Below are 14,728 nucleotides of genomic sequence, written 5' to 3'. Positions count from 1 at the left end.
CTTACCCGGTCAAACAAAAGGGAGGGAACCCGGATATAGCGCGAGGCAATGGCGGATCAAGAGGATGTGAAGTCTGGGTCCGCCAAACCACCCCTCGCGGAGAGGGGGTCAGGTCACGCAGCGGCCGGGCTGGAGCAGCCTTGCGACCTCGGTCAGGGAGCTGACCATCGGCTCACAGGCGATCGTCGGCTTGTTGCGAGGCTTCTTCTGGTTCTGGAGCAGCACCGGCGTCTTGGCATTGCCGGTCTCGATCACGGCGGGGACCCGCAGCAGCACCGACGTATCGGCGAGGTCGTTCAGCCGCATCGAGACGGTACGGGTGGGAACGGCTGCCGGCTTGATCTCGGCGAGCCGGTCTGTCTTGGCGACGCGGTTGACGTTGTGGCCCACCGCGGCTGTGGAGCTATGGCTGGGGATGTCGGCGACCGCCTGCCAGCGGTCCGCAAGATCGTGGCCGGAGGCCAGTTGCACGGCACCGAGGGTGGCGACGACCGCAATTGCGCTCAAAAAAACCTTTTGAATCTGTGACATGGCTGTCGATCCCTCGCCCCATGGCGGGCACGGGAACAACGCCGCCGCAGGATCGGGGGTTCTCGACAGCTACGATCACTTAACCGTGTGCGAAAAAAGCAGCAGACGGCAAAATATTTCGCGCGCCGTGGAACGACTTTCGCGCACAGGAGTCGTCTCAGCAGCCGGCTATTCCCCCCTGCCCCATAAGCCGGCGACGTAGGGCGCGACTGTGGTGATGCCAGTCGCGCCTTACTTTTATCTGGGGCCTACTTCGCCTTTCCTGCCAGCCACTCCCGGCCCTCGCCATAGAGCTTCTCGACCTCGGGGCCGATCAGGCCCGGCATGTCGCGCTTCACCTTGTAGCCGATCAGCTCCTGCATGTAGGCGAGGTGGCGGTAGCCCTCGGGGAGTGCAGCCAGCGCATCCTGGTCGAACCGAAGCGTCGCGGCGGGATCGACCGGGTCGATGCGGTCCTTCTCGTAGATGGGCTGGCGGCGGACGATGCCCCATTTGCCGATACCTGATGGGTCGTCCCGCTTCTCCAGGAAATCGTAGAAGCGTCCGGTGCAGACGACGTCGCAGAGCACGTCGTGCACGAGGCCGCGCTGCGAGATGGTCATCTTGGTCTGCGCGATCGCTCGCGCACCCGCAAGATCGATGCTGGTGCCGCCGAGGAAATGCAGGATGCGCACGCCCCTGGCAAAACCCTCCTGGCTGACCCGCATGAAATCCCGGGCCGGCCCCTGAAACCAGGTCGCGGACATCCAGCCTTCTTCGTGCCAAACCGTGGCAAAGCGCTCCCAGTCGCCGGCATCGCGCCACACCGCCCAGTTCTCGACGAGATCGCGGATGGCGAGACGATCGAGGAGTTGCTGGTCCATGGGCACGTCTCCGATTGGCGTGGTCGCACGCGCAGCTGCTACATGAGCTATGGGCGGCGAATTCAGCGCCCGTCAAGCGGGTCGGCGGCATGAAAAAAATCCGGCGTGCCTTGGGCACGCCGGACTTCGCTATTGGGACGGCCGCAGGCGCCTTGTTACGCCGCAGGCGCTTTGGGCGTGCGATTGCGCGAGTTGCGCTGGAAGAACAGGGCCTGGCTCGCCACCGCCGATACCATCGCGGGCTGGAACGGCTTTGAGATCAGGAACGCCGGCTCGGGACGCTCGCCGGTGAGGAAGCGCTCCGGATAGGCGGTGATGAACACCACCGGCACCTCGAAGGTGCGCAGGAGCTCGTTGACGGCGTCCAGGCCGGACGAGCCGTCGGCAAGCTGGATATCGGCAAGGATCAGGCCGGGCCGCTTGTTCTTGGCCAGCGCCACCGCATCGGCATGGGTGCGCGCGACGCCGACGACGTTGTGGCCGAGATTCTTCACCAGGCTCTCGAGGTCCATGGCGATGAAGGTCTCGTCCTCGATGATCAGCACGTCGGTGGCGATCTCGGCGGCCATCTCGCGTCCGGCTGCGTCCGCAAGACGGCGCGTCTCGGCAACATCGGTGCCGAGAATGAAGGCGACTTCCTCTTCCGAAAAGCCCTCGAGCGAGAGCAGCAGGAAGGCTTGGCGCGGCAGCGGGGTGATGTTCGACAGCCGCCGTTCCGGCGGCATCGGCAAGGTCGTCACCTCGGCATCGTCGTTGATCGAGACTGAATTCCAGATCTGGGTGAAGAGCCGGAACAGGCCGGCCCGGGGCCCATGGTTCTCGTCGAGCACCGACGGATCGCCCAGCATGGCTTCCAACATGGCGGCGACATAGGCGTCACCGGAGGCCTGGCTGCCTGTCAGAGCCCGCGCGTACCTGCGCAACAACGGCAAGTGTTCAGCAACTACCTGTGAACGGGACATCCCCACTCCATTCGTCTTCGGGCCAACCTTGAGGTCCAATCCTGAGGTCAGGCATCACGCGGGGGGCCCAGGTTCCCCTGCTGGGCTGTCTACGCCTCACGACAACAAAAGTTCCGCCAAGCTGGGAACTTTTTGGCGCAGCTGGAATTGTGCCTATCCAGGGAACGGCTCCCGGTTGAGAAAACTTCTCGATTTTACAGTCACTTAACTCGGGGAAACGTGGAACAGGTCATGAAAGATCTCAAGTCTCAAGCCAGCAGAAGCACGACCCCCGGCAAGGGAGGCCTGACTCCGGAGATTCAATCCCGGATCGGGCACCAGTTGCGCGCCATGTACGACGATGTCGTGCGACAGGGGGTTCCGGATCGGTTCGCAGAACTGATCAAGAAGCTTGATGCGCCGGGAGCGTCACCCCACGTAGAAAATGAGGGCGGATCCAACGACAACAACAATGGGAGGGATTAATGCCTCTCACGGACTCCCTGCGTAACGACATCTTGGCGGCCGTGCCCAGTCTGCGCGCCTTCGCCATCTCGCTCAGCGGCAATGCGGACCGCGCCGACGATTTGGTCCAGGAGACGCTGCTGCGTGCGCTCGCCAACATCGACTCGTTCCAGCCCGGCTCCAACCTGCCGGCCTGGCTATTCACGATCCTGCGCAATTTGTTCCGGTCGGACTATCGCAAGCGGCGGCGCGAGGTCGAAGATGCCGAGGGCAATTACGCCAAGACGCTGAAGACCCAGCCCTCGCAGAATGCGCACCTCGAGTTCGAGGAGTTTCGCACCGCGCTCGACAAGCTTCCGCAGGATCAGCGTGAAGCCTTGATCCTGGTCGGCGCGTCCGGCTTCTCCTATGAGGACGCGGCCTCGATCTGCGGCTGCGCAGTCGGCACCATCAAGAGCCGCGTGAACCGCGCCCGCTCGAAGCTCGCCGCGCTGCTCTATGTCGACGGCGCCGAGGATTTTGGGCCTGACGAGACCGTGCGGGCCGTGATCGGCGGCAGCGGCGGCTGACCGCCGCCGTCAATCGCACCGGAACGAGACGAAGACGGCCGCTTCCACGGCTGTCTTCGCGCGATGCGTCCGGCTCACGTCGCGATCACACATCCACGAATGTTGCGGTCTCGGCCACGCTCGCCCGCGAGGTGCGGTAGCTGTTGACCTTGTGCGCATGGTCCGCATAGCCGAACGAGATGCCGCAGACGACACGGCGGTCATCGGGCAGATCGAAGTGGCGGCGGATCAGGCCGGAATGCCGCGCCAGCGCGGCCTGCGGAATGGTGCCGAGCCCGAGCGCCTGCGCCGCCAGCACGAAGTTGGAGACATAGGCGCCGCAATCGATCGCACCGTAGATGCCGAGCGGCTCGTTGGTGTGGATGATGGCGACATGCGGTGCGCCGAAGAAATTGTAGTTCTCCAGCGCCTGCTTGGCATAGGCCGCCTTGTCGCCGCGGGCGATGCCGAGCGTGTTGTAGAGCTGGAAGCCGCTCTCGCGGCGGCGATCGAGATAGACCCCGACATATTCGCGCGGTGGCGTGAAGTCGTAGTCATCGCCGAGGCCTTTCGAGGCCTCCGCGTAGATCGCCTTGCGAAAGCGCTCCTTGGCCTCGCCGCTGGCGATGATGACCTGCCAGGGCTGGCTGTTGCACCAGGACGCCGTGCGCTGCGCGGTCGCCAGCACATGCTCGATGGTGGCGCGATCGACCTCCTTGGGGAGAAATGCGCGAACGGAGTAGCGCTCGTTGAGGAGCTCTTCGAGCACCCCGATGCGGTCGTTCTGTCTCACTTGTGCGTCCATCACTCAGCTCGCCCTTTTTTCTTTTGGTTGGGCAGAGGCGCCAAGCGCCGTCCCACCACCATACTTACCTCGATGCACCTGCATATGGTAGGCATGCAATGTTTTGCCCACCCTGCACGAGCGGTGACCGTGACGACTACTTGGTCAGCAGGGCATAGGCGCCGGTCCAGCCCTCCGGCGGCGGATCGATCTGGAAATCCTTGATCCGCGCCTCGTAAAGCCTGAACAGCTTCTCCAGCGTGTCGGCGTCCTCGCTCTTGCGGCCGCGCTCGATGGCATCCAGGGCGCCCTGCCAGTCGCGGCTGCGGTAGCAGCCGAGCATCTCGATGGTGATGTTGCGCAGGCGCTGGAACGCGGCCGAATGCATCACGTCCTCGCGGCCGGCGATGGCGTAGATCACTTCCGGCTCGGTCTTGCCCTTAACCATGATGAAGTCGAGCTCGAGGATCGCGAATTTCTCCTTGGCGGCGAGTGCCGTGCGCGAGCCCACGATGATCGGAAATCCGTATGCCTTCGACTGGCCCTCGAGGCGCGAGGCCAGGTTCACGCTGTCGCCGAGCACCGAATAGTTCTTCTTCAGGTCGGACCCCATGTTGCCGACCACGCCGATGCCGGTGTTGAGACCGATGCCGACATTGAGCGGGATATAGACGTGGCCGCCGTCGGCGGCCTCCTGCTCGCGCTCCTTGTTGACCTCGTCGATCTGCTCGAGCATCTGGATCGCGGCTTCGCAGGCGTTGATCTCGTGCTCGGCGTCGTCGAGCGGCGCGTTCCAGAACGCCATGATGGCGTCGCCCATGTACTTGTCGATATAGCCCTTGCGGTCGATGATGACGTCGGTCAGCGGCGTCAGGAAGCGGTTCATCAGCTCGATCAACCCCTGCGGATCGTGCTTGTAGCTCTCGGAGATCGTGGTGAAGCCGCGCACGTCGGAGAACATGATCGTCATCTCGCGTTCCTCGCCGCCGAGCACGAGCTTTTCCGGCGACTGCGCCAGCTGCTCGACCAGCACAGGCGACATATATTGCGCGAATTGCCCGCGGATCTGCACGCGCTGGCGCTGCTCGCGCACGAAGCTCGCAAAGATCAGCGTCAGGTAGACTGCGGTCGTCGACAGCAGCGGATAGGTGAAGTCGATGAGATAGCGGTGCTGCGTGTAGGAGAACCAGGACACGCCGATCAGGATGGCCGCGAAGGCCGCGCCCACCAGCACGAGGCGGACGGGGCCGAGATTCGGCGTGAAGATGATGACGAGCAGGCCGATGATCAGCGCCGCGATCAGCTCGACGCCCAGCGCATAGTTCGGCTGCGAGATCACCGCGCGGCTCAGCACGCCCTCCAGCACCTGGGCATGGATCTCGACACCCGGCATGGCCCGGGACACCGGCGTGGTCTTGATGTCGTTCAAGCCGCCCGCGGAAGTGCCGACCAGCACCAGCTTGCCGGCAAACCTCGTGGGCGGCACCGCATTGTCGAGCACGTCGACCGCGGAGACGTAGATCGAAGGATCCCGGCGGGCATAGTGCACCCAGAGCTGACCGTTCTTGTCGGTCGGAACCTCCAAACCCTTGAGGCGGATCGACTTGATGCCCGTCTTGTCGGTACGGACCAGCAGGGTCGGCGTGCCCGTGACGACGCGCAGGATCTCGAGGCTGAGCGAGGGCATGATGTTGCCCTGGGCGCGCATGATCATCGGCACGCGGCGGATCAATCCGTCACGCTCGGTCCGGATCGAGAACAGGCCGCGGCCGGCCGCGGCCCTCTCGATGACCGGCACGTTGCGGAGCAAGCCGGGGAATTCGAACAGGAAACGCTCGGCCCCGTCCTCCCCCACCGTTGCAACCCCCGTGAACGGCAGCGACTTGTCGAGCTCGGACAAGACCTCCGGAAGCCCGGTCTCGCCCAGCACGACGTGCGAGCGCTTGATCGCGTCGGCGAGGATCTGATCGTTGCTCGGCAGCTCACGCAGCTTGGCGCGGGTCGCGTCGTCCAGATAGCGCATCTGGCTCGCGACCTGATCCGGGTTGAGCCGGTCGGCTTCGGAGAAGACCATGTCGAAGCCGATCGCCACCGCGCCGTGGTTGGTGAGGTTCTGGACCATGTCGGCGATGCGCGTGCGCGGCCACGGCCACTGTCCGAGTCTGGTGAGGCTCTTGTCGTCGATATCGACGATGACGACCGGCCGCGCCGCCTTCTCGCGCGGATCGATCAATTGAAACATGTCGAAGGTGCGCAGCCGCAATTCCTGGATCGGCGGCGGATCCCACAGGCGCGCGCCCGCGAACAAGACCAGCAGCGCAAGGCAGATCAGTCGCGCAAGGCCGAACTTCCGCGCAAACCACCGCCGCAGGATTTTGAAACGCTTCATGCCAGTCAGACTTCCTGACCCAGATCATGCCGGGCGCACCGATCATGAAGCGTCGGCGTGCGATTGGCTATTCCCCGAGTGCTGAGGATTATGGATTTTTTGCCGCGGTCGAGGTGCAAACCGGAAGCGCCGCCTGCTTCCACTAGCCGACGTGAGTGCCGAAGATGAAATCGCTGGACTGGAGATTCGCGACGGCGACACCCTTGAGCAGGATCGTCTCGTGGCTATCCAGCGTAAGCAACGTGCCGCCATCCTGCGCGGCGGTCGGGGCAAGGTCGTTCAAGGAGCTGATGCCGCTGAACTGCCGCAGGTCGAGCTTGTCGAGGCCGTACTCGAAATCATTCACGGTGTGCTGAACCGAATCCTGCGACGAGGCCGGTGCGAATACGAACTGATCCTTGGCACTGCCGCCGATCAGCGTATCACTCGACTCGGTCGCGAAAATGACGTCCTTGCCGGCGGTACCTTGCAGGGTCATGCCCTGGCTCTCGGCTCCTTCGACGAAGATGAAGTTCACCGTGTCCGAGCGGCCCGCCGAATCGGCAACGGTCAGCGTGATCTGATCGGTGGCTGGCAGTCCCGCCTCGGGATCAGCGCCGGTCGGCTCGTAGACGATGCCCGCGCCTTGCGCGAGGGCGGTGTTGATCTGCTCGAGCGTGCCGGTCGTCGGATAAACACTTGCGAGGCTGACGTCCGGATTCGCGGTCGACAGCGTGACCGTGAAAGTGTCCGTCGCAGCGCCGGGATCGGCGTCCATGACGACGAGGTCGGTAATGATCTCGTTGCTGTTCTCGGTGATGTGCTCGACCTGGAAGCTCTCGGTGTTGATGACCGGGCCCGCACCGTCGTCCGCACCGGTCACGTTCACCTTGAGCGTTGCCGTGTCGGTCGCACCATGGATATCCGTGGTCTGGACCGTGAACGTATCGACATACGATCCGTCCGCCAACGCATTGATCGCAGCATCATTCGGAACGTAGCTATAGCTGCCGTTGGAATTGACCGTCAGCGAGCCGTAGAGTCCCGCGACCGTCGTGGCCGCCTGGTGATCTGAATCGAGGACGGCATAGGTCAGCGTCGCCGTCTCACCGCTGTCGGCGTCGGTCCCCGCCAGTTGCCCGGTGAGATTGGAGAAGGTGTCGTCGTCAGCGGTGTCCGTGAGCGGGCCGATGTGGAGATCGGACAGCGTCGGTGCGTCGTTCGTGCCGGTGATGTTGATGGTCACGACCGCGCTAGTTCCAAAGCCCTGAGCATCCGACGGAACGATGGTGTATTGCAGCGATAGCGTCTGACCGGCGGCGAGGAAGTCGAAGGCCTCGCCGGCCGAGTTGAATTGCCAGGTAAACTGGGCGTGGGTCGCCGTGCCGTTGAGAATGTCGCCGGACGGCACGGTCAGATAGTTCAGGAGATCGGCATGCGACAGCCCGCCGACGCTGCCCGTTTGCAACACGTTGTCGAGCTTAACCTGCACCGCATCGACCGATACCGTGACGTGATCGGTCGCGTCGACGTCGGAGACCGCCAGCACGCCATGCGAGAGCTGGCCGCCATTGGTCTCCGTCAGATCGGCAAATGCGCCGCCCGGCCCGGAGGTCCCGCTGGCCCAATCCGCATCACCTTCAATGGCGAGGCTCTTGGTTGGGTTGACCGTGTTGGAGGCCGTGCTCCCGCTGCCGTCGCCAAGCGTATAATAGGCGGCCAGATTGGCCTCGTTGCCGGTGAGCGCGGTGAAGTCGTACGACTGGATTTGCGCCTGCGTGAGTGCGGTGGTCCAGACGCTGACATCGGCGATCGAGCCGGTGAAGCCTTGCGTACCGAAGCCCGGAGCGTACCTGCCGCTCGCCGCTCCGATCATCATGTAGGACGGCTCCTGAGCGCCAGCGATCGCGTTGACGCCGCCACTGTGGGAATAGACGGCGTTGCCATCGACATAAAGCGTGAAGATGCCGTCGTCACGCGTCAAGGCGAGGTTATGCCATTGCCCCGCAGTAAGCGCGAAGCCGGTATCCTGGATCTCGACGCCGCCCTCGAGAATCGCGATCTCCAGCTTGCCGCTGATGACAGTGCCCATGAGGCCGAAACCGGTGGTCGAGGTATTGCCATTGTAGAACAAGACCTGGCTGGCGGAGGCAGCGTCTCCGTTCCAGTTCACCCAGCCGTCCAGTGTCACGTCGTCGGTGGCGACCGTCGGTACGTCGCCGACCGCGATGGTCGCACCGTCGAAGTTCATGTAGTCCGACGTCACATAGGAGACGGTCGGCGCATCGTTGGTGCCGGTGATGGTGACAGTGACGTCTTGCGTGACAGTCGCGTTGTGATTGTCCTTGAAGGTGACGGTGTAGACCTGAGTTATGGTCTGCCCTTCCGCCAGCGACTGCAGCACGGGATCGTTGTTGTCGAGCGTGAAGTGCCAGTCGAGCGTCGCGCCGGTGCTGGTGTCGGCGTTGGATTCGGACACCGCGCCGATGGAGAAGGTGCCGATATTCGTGCTGTCGTCCTCGAATCCCGGCAGAGCCGAACTGACGGACGATGACTTGAACTGCACCTGCGCCGTATGGGTGTCGATCAGGTCAACGTCCTGGATCGCCAGCGTACCGCTGGTCGTCAGCGAGGCGCCGTCATCCTCGGTAACCGCACCCGTTGCCGCCTCGGGATCGCTCGTGATCGTCGGCGCGTCGTTGGCGCCGTTGATCGTGACAGTGACGTCCTGGGAGACCTGCGCACCGTGATCGTCAGTAAAGGTGACGGTGTAGACCTGGGTGATGGTCTGGCCATGCGCCAGCGATTGCAGCACCGCATTGTCGTTGTCGAGGCTGAAGTGCCAGCCCAGCGTCGCGCTGTTGTCGGTATCGGTGTTGAACTCCGCGACCTCGCAATCGATCGTGAAGGTGCCGAGCGGCGCATTACCATCGAAGCCCGGCAGATGCGCGTTCGACGTCGCCGACTTGAATGCGGCCTGCGCGGTGTGGGTGTCGATCAGATCGAGATCCTGAATCGCGAGCGTGCCCTCGATCGACAGCGTCGCGCAGGCATCCTCGGTGACGCTGCCCTTTGCAGCGTCTGCATCACTCGTGATGGTCGGCGTGTCATTGGTGCCGGTGATGGTGACCGTGACGTCCCGGGTGACGGTGCCACCGTGATGGTCGTCGACGGTCACGGTGTAGACTTGGGTGATGGTCTGGCCTTCGGCCAGCGACTGCAGCACCGGATCGTTGTCGTTGAGCGTGAAGGTCCAGCCCACTGATCCGCGCGTGCTGACACCCGGACTCTCGCTCACCGCGGTCAGCGCGAAGTTCCCGATATGCGAGGTGCCGTTGCCGAAGCCGGGCAGATGCGCGTTCGACGTCGTCGACTTCAGGACGTAACTGGCAGTGTGCGTATCCGTGAGATCGGGGTCGTTGAAGGCGACGGTGCCGTTCGCCGTCAGGGTTGCCGCCGTATCCTCTGTCACTTCTCCGGTGGGCGTCGTCGAGTCCTCGACGATCGTCGGCACGTCGTTGGTGCCCTCGACATTGACGTCCGCACCGTCGATGGACACGGTGATCGGCGTGCTGACGACGCCGCCGTGCCCGTCATCGACCTGCACCACGTAGTTGAGGATCAGCTTCTCGTCCTCGGCCAGGAAGTCGAAGAGATGGTCGGGAACGCTGTAGGTCCAGGTGGCCGTGCCGTTGTTGCTGTTTCCGGCACCCTGAACCACGGTCAGCGGCACTTTGACGGCAGCGATCGCCGCGAGTTGCTCCGGCGTCAGGGACGCAGTGATATCGTTGCCTTCGGCATCGAGATATTTGAACGGCTCGACGGATGAGAGCGCCGCGCTCACGATCGGCCGGTCCGTCAGATCGACGTCGGTGAAGGTGACCGTGCCCGTGATGATGTCCAGCGCCTCGTTGCCGGTCCCGACCTGTTCGACGACGGTGCCGCCTGACGTCGCAACGGTAGGCTTGTCGTTCGTTCCCGTGATCGTGATGGTGATCGGGATGAACCTGGACTCGGGGTTCACCGTGAAATTGGTGTCGACGCGGACCATGTAGGTCAGCGTCAGGGTTTCGCCGGCCGCGAGGAAGTCGAAAACGTGGTCGGGGATCGTGTAGGTCCAGACCGCCGAGCCGTTGTTGTTGTTGGCGGGGTCGGGGACGACGCTGATCTGGATCTGCGTCGCCGCGATGCCCTGCTTCTGGAGCTCCGAGAGGGAGCCGGTGACGTCGTTCTGGCCCGCAGTTTTGTAGACGTAGTTCGGCGCCTCGGCGAGGCTGATGCTCACCGTCGGCCGGTCGCCGAGGTTCTGATCGACGAATCTGATCACGCCGGAAATCGTGTCGGCGCGCGTGTCGCCGGTCGTGTCCGCACGCTCCGTCAACGCGAACGCCGTCTTCACGTTGCCGCTCGCGTCGAAGCTCTGCGCGATCGGCTGGCCGGGAATGCGTACGATGAGCGGCGTGGAGGTGGTGGGCGTCTCCGATCCCTGCGGATTGAGATTGACGAATGTTGCGGTGGCGCTAGGGCCGGACGACGATTTGAGCAACACCTCATAGCCGAACGGCGTGATCGTATCGGTGTAGTTCGTGGTCAGCTTGGTGTTGGTGTTGTTGTCGGTAAACTTCAGCGTGAACACGTCCGTGATCAGCTTCTGCACCTCCGGCGACATCAGTGCATTGGTGATCGAGACGTTGCCGCCGCTGATCTGGATCATCTGGCCGGCCTGGTTGACCGTCGCGATCGGCAGCAGCGTGACCTTGTCGAACAGGATGTAGGAGCCGGTCGTGCCGTTCGGCTCGACCAGCACCTGGAAGCTCGCCTGCGGCTGCGGATCGCCGCCGCCGGCGGGAACGACGAAGTTGATCTGGGTCAGCACCGCCGTGCCGCGGATGCCCATGGTGGCGACCGGCGTGTCGACCTTCATGTCGCCGCGCTTGGCGGTTTCGCCGGCGACGAAGGTGATGGTGCCCGCGACCAGGCTGAGCAGCGAGGAATTGTTCGACCCGTTGGGGTCGTAGACCATCTCGTTCAGCACCATCCGCGCGTTGGAGGACAGGCCGAACACGGTGCCGTCAATGAAGGTGATGCCGAGCGTCGAGTCGGCCCCGGTCGAGACCACGTCGCCCTTCTCGACGTTGTCGCCATTGTTCAGGATGACCGAGACGCCGTTGCGGATCGCGGTCGCGCTTCCCACGAGCTTGGTGACGTGACCGATGACCTGGCCCGCACCGGCACCGGGCGCGGCCTGGGCAACCTGGACATGGCCGGTGAGGGCGTTGACGACGTCGCCGCTGAGGTGGGCGCCGTCGGGCGAAGCGAGCGCGGCGCGCTTGTCGCCCCTGAAATAATCGTGAACGACGAACTCATGACCGTCGTGGGACAGCACAAGGTCGAGCCCGGCACGCTTGAACTCGCCGTTGAAGATCAGATTGGGGTCGGGAACGACGAACGCGCCGTCGGGCACGTGACCGTTCGCCTTTGCGGTAAAAGAATCGATATTTGCCCCGACGGGCGAGCGGGAACCCTGGCCGTCCAAAGAAATCGCGCCGTCAAATTGGCCAGCGTAATTCAACCGGGCACCGTATAAAGGGTTAAAATTTAAGTAAGTATCGACCGCCTAAGCTTGCATAGCATTAGCAAGTCCTTAGCGATACCATCTATTGCTTGTGTGATTTCGCATCACTTGGCCCCGGGAGGCCCCACGGCGTGGCGCCGCGACAGAGGAGTGAAAGTAATTCCTCAAATATTCGTATGTCGAATTCAGCCTGTTTCCACGCATTTCCAGTCATCCAAAGTAACCTGCTGTATAGTTACGAAGCAGATACTTTCATCATCTTTCCTTCGCGAGCTCCCGCAGCATCCTGCGGCAAATACGGAGTTAAATCTGTGACCTATCTAACAGAACCCCATGAAATGGGGGTTGTTAGCCATAGGACCTAGATTCGGCACTGCCACAACCTGTGTCTGCAATTGGCTCCATTTCGCGGCAACGCGACACCTCCCTAGCCGGCGAATCGTAAAATTTTACGCAATTTCGGTAGGCCCATTTCAGCCTGTCACCCGGTTTTGGAACCCCTGCCGGGCGCGTTAAGCAGAACAAAACGGCCCGTCTCGCACTATCTCCGCGAAAGCAACAAAGCCCGGCACGTCGAGATCGAGGGGGATCTCGTGAAGCCTGGGAAGGGGATGTCAGATGGAGACCGCTGCTCGCTCGCGCGCCTGGCGCGCAATCCTTGTCATGTGCGGCTTGATCCTGCTCGGATCGGCCGCCGAGCTTCGCGCCGGCACGCTGCTGTCGCCCGGCGCCGGCGTCCTCGTGCGCAAATCCGCCGAACCGTTCGGCGTGTTCGCCTTCGCCATCTCGTCCGGTAGCCTGCAGCAGAGATGGTCCGTGCTGAAGGACAAGCTCGACGACGACATGGTGCAGCTCGCGCTGTGCGACGGCGACCGGGACAATTGCGCTTCACCGGCAGCGCTCGAGCTGCTCGCCATAGTCGACCACGCCCGCGCCCGCGACGGTCGCGCGCGGCTCGGCGAGGTCAACCGCGCCATCAATCTCGCCATCCATGCCGCCAATGATGGCACCGACGACGTCTGGAGCTCGCCGCTTTCGACCTTCGCGCGCGGGACCGGCGATTGCGAGGACTATGCCATCGCCAAGCTGGCCGCGTTGCGGCTGGCGGGAATTGCCTCTGAGGACCTCCGCATCGTTGTGGTGCGAGACGTCAGGGCCGGCGAGGCGCACGCAATTGCCGCGGCAAAGCTCGACGGGCAATGGCTGATGCTGGACAATCGCCGCATGGCGATGGTCAAGGATGACGCGACGCGGAGCTATCAGCCACTGTTCGTGCTCCACCAGTCGGCCGTGCTGAAATATGTCGACGAGCCGGTGCAGGTCTCGATGGCGGCCGCCGAGGCACGTTGATTTGTTCGTAGCTGGATAGAGCGCAGCAAAATCCGAGACTCTTACCACTTGCACCGGCCCCGGATTAAGCTTGCGCTCCATCCGGGCAACAGACCTTCCACTGCTCGTCCCCACAAACCCATTTCACCGCGCAAGACCAGACGCTAGCATGGCGCCTTCCGTGCGGGGGCGACTTGGAATGCGATTCATCGTGCTGTCTGTGCTTGCGCTGCTGGCATTGCCGGCGGTGCCCGCGTCCGCGCAATCCGACCGCGCGATCGCCGACAGGCTGCCGCTGTTTGCCAGGAACAACTGCCAGCCGATTCGCGACCCCGGCAACCAATTGTTCTGCGGTGATGCCGCGCTTGCCGCCGCCGCCGAGAAGCTGAGCATCGCGATCGAGGAGCGGCTCGCCCGCCTGCCGGATCGCCTGCCCGCTATCGAGGAGAATGCGATCTGGGTCCGCCAACGCAACCTCAGCTGCGGCATCGTCGGCCAGACCGCGATCCGCCCCGACCAATTCGAGACGGTCAAGGCGTGCCTGCTCAAGGTTACCGAGGAGCGCGCCGCGATCGTTCGCGATCCGGATTTCGACTGCCTTGCGGCCAACACTGCTGCGGGCGCGGTGATCTGCGCAGACCCCTCGCTGACGCTTGCCGAAACCGAGCTCAACGGCCAGGTGCTCGGCCTGATCGGCAAATTGGACCCGACTGCGGCACGCTTTGCCTTCGCCGAATATGGACGGTGGACGCGCGAGCGCGACCGCAAATGCAATCTGGTCGGCAAGGAGAACGTGCCGCTGCAGGAGCTGGAATCCGCGGAGGACTGTCTCGCCGACCATTTGAAGCGCAAGACAGATGAAATCCGCGCCGCGAAGGGCGATCCCAAAAAAGTGTTCGGCCGGCAGGTCGCGGCCCGCATTCCCGACGCCGACGCCGTCGATTTCTGCGCCGCGCGGATTCATGCGGCCAATTCCTGCGGCAACTTCCTGCGCATCAACCGCGTCTATGCGCTCGACAGCCAGGTGACCGACCAGGAGGCACAGGTCACGGGCGAAATCGAAATGGCCGTGCTCGCTCCCTTCACCGTGTGCAGCAGGATCGCCTCCATCTGCACCGGCACCTGCTGGGACGCCACGACGGGTCGGCCGCAGCAGGGAGCCGGCAACAAGACGCGCCCAGCAGACGTCTTCAACGTCACGCGCCGGCTGAGGGTCCAGCGAACCTTCGCCTTCGTCAAAGCCGCCGACGGCTGGCGCTGCCGGGAAGACGAGCTCGCCCCGGTGAATTCGGGCACCGCGGGCGGAGGATCGTAGGGGCCCTTC

At 63.5% G+C, this 14,728-nt stretch carries 10 protein-coding genes; 4 read left to right on the top strand and 6 right to left on the bottom strand.

Features of this window, described 5'->3' with window-relative positions:
- Nucleotides 1-108: 108 nt before the first annotated feature.
- From I6F37_RS24315 to I6F37_RS24305, 3 genes are all read right to left on the bottom strand, one after another.
- Entirely contained in the window at nucleotides 109-531 is a 423-nt protein-coding gene (locus I6F37_RS24315) for a hypothetical protein (protein ID WP_109142370.1), read from the bottom strand.
- Nucleotides 532-779: 248 nt separating this feature from the next.
- Nucleotides 780-1,394 carry a nuclear transport factor 2 family protein gene (locus I6F37_RS24310; protein ID WP_225152916.1) on the bottom strand — a complete coding sequence of 205 codons (615 nt, stop codon included), beginning with the start codon at nucleotides 1,392-1,394 and terminating at the stop codon, nucleotides 780-782.
- 155 nt (nucleotides 1,395-1,549) lie between these two features.
- Complete coding sequence (locus tag I6F37_RS24305; RefSeq protein ID WP_035997648.1) at nucleotides 1,550-2,356, bottom strand: response regulator; 807 nt, start codon at nucleotides 2,354-2,356, stop codon at nucleotides 1,550-1,552.
- A 231-nt stretch (nucleotides 2,357-2,587) separates the two neighbouring features.
- Between I6F37_RS24305 and I6F37_RS24300 the strand changes: the two genes are divergently transcribed.
- Entirely contained in the window at nucleotides 2,588-2,821 is a 234-nt protein-coding gene (locus tag I6F37_RS24300; RefSeq protein WP_025032292.1) for a NepR family anti-sigma factor, read from the top strand.
- A complete protein-coding gene (locus tag I6F37_RS24295; RefSeq protein WP_018316216.1) occupies nucleotides 2,821-3,369 on the top strand; it encodes a sigma-70 family RNA polymerase sigma factor in 549 nt (182 codons plus the stop codon). The genes I6F37_RS24300 and I6F37_RS24295 overlap by 1 nt, the downstream gene beginning before the upstream one ends.
- An 85-nt stretch (nucleotides 3,370-3,454) precedes the next feature.
- Here I6F37_RS24295 and I6F37_RS24290 read toward each other — a convergent pair whose 3' ends face one another.
- The 3 genes from I6F37_RS24290 to I6F37_RS24280 all read right to left on the bottom strand — a co-directional run bounded on the left by I6F37_RS24290 (nucleotide 3,455) and on the right by I6F37_RS24280 (nucleotide 11,964).
- Nucleotides 3,455-4,153: a nitroreductase gene (locus tag I6F37_RS24290; RefSeq protein WP_035997645.1), complete on the bottom strand. Its 699-nt coding sequence runs from the start codon at nucleotides 4,151-4,153 to the stop codon at nucleotides 3,455-3,457.
- Between the two features lie 136 nt (nucleotides 4,154-4,289).
- Complete coding sequence (locus I6F37_RS24285; protein WP_225152914.1) at nucleotides 4,290-6,521, bottom strand: CHASE2 domain-containing protein; 2,232 nt, start codon at nucleotides 6,519-6,521, stop codon at nucleotides 4,290-4,292.
- A 142-nt stretch (nucleotides 6,522-6,663) separates the two neighbouring features.
- Complete coding sequence (locus tag I6F37_RS24280; RefSeq protein ID WP_225152911.1) at nucleotides 6,664-11,964, bottom strand: VCBS domain-containing protein; 5,301 nt, start codon at nucleotides 11,962-11,964, stop codon at nucleotides 6,664-6,666.
- A gap of 729 nt (nucleotides 11,965-12,693) precedes the next feature.
- Between I6F37_RS24280 and I6F37_RS24275 the strand changes: the two genes are divergently transcribed.
- Nucleotides 12,694-13,425 (top strand): transglutaminase-like cysteine peptidase, encoded by a 732-nt coding sequence (locus I6F37_RS24275; protein WP_036021290.1) that lies wholly within the window; start codon nucleotides 12,694-12,696, stop codon nucleotides 13,423-13,425.
- 178 nt (nucleotides 13,426-13,603) lie between these two features.
- The gene (locus I6F37_RS24270) at nucleotides 13,604-14,719 is read left to right on the top strand and encodes a lysozyme inhibitor LprI family protein (protein ID WP_035997615.1); all 1,116 of its coding nucleotides are present in this window, start codon (nucleotides 13,604-13,606) and stop codon (nucleotides 14,717-14,719) included.
- Nucleotides 14,720-14,728: the final 9 nt, after the last annotated feature.

Origin of the sequence: Bradyrhizobium sp. NBAIM08 (assembly GCF_020193935.1) — a bacterium.
Lineage (GTDB): Bacteria > Pseudomonadota > Alphaproteobacteria > Rhizobiales > Xanthobacteraceae > Bradyrhizobium > Bradyrhizobium yuanmingense.
Note: the sequence above shows the minus strand (reverse complement) of the source record. Positions and strands in the feature narration are given on the sequence as shown.

Excerpts from the sequence above, each read along its gene's own strand:
- I6F37_RS24295 (WP_018316216.1), top strand. The coding sequence starts at position 2,821 with ATGCCTCTCACGGACTCCCTGCGTAACGACATCTTGGCGGCCGTGCCC.
- I6F37_RS24270 (WP_035997615.1), top strand. The coding sequence starts at position 13,604 with ATGCGATTCATCGTGCTGTCTGTGCTTGCGCTGCTGGCATTGCCGGCG.
- I6F37_RS24315 (WP_109142370.1), bottom strand. The coding sequence starts at position 531 with ATGTCACAGATTCAAAAGGTTTTTTTGAGCGCAATTGCGGTCGTCGCC.
- I6F37_RS24290 (WP_035997645.1), bottom strand. The coding sequence starts at position 4,153 with ATGGACGCACAAGTGAGACAGAACGACCGCATCGGGGTGCTCGAAGAG.
- I6F37_RS24310 (WP_225152916.1), bottom strand. The coding sequence starts at position 1,394 with ATGGACCAGCAACTCCTCGATCGTCTCGCCATCCGCGATCTCGTCGAG.
- I6F37_RS24275 (WP_036021290.1), top strand. The coding sequence starts at position 12,694 with ATGGAGACCGCTGCTCGCTCGCGCGCCTGGCGCGCAATCCTTGTCATG.
- I6F37_RS24305 (WP_035997648.1), bottom strand. The coding sequence starts at position 2,356 with ATGTCCCGTTCACAGGTAGTTGCTGAACACTTGCCGTTGTTGCGCAGG.
- I6F37_RS24285 (WP_225152914.1), bottom strand. The coding sequence starts at position 6,521 with ATGAAGCGTTTCAAAATCCTGCGGCGGTGGTTTGCGCGGAAGTTCGGC.
- I6F37_RS24300 (WP_025032292.1), top strand. The coding sequence starts at position 2,588 with ATGAAAGATCTCAAGTCTCAAGCCAGCAGAAGCACGACCCCCGGCAAG.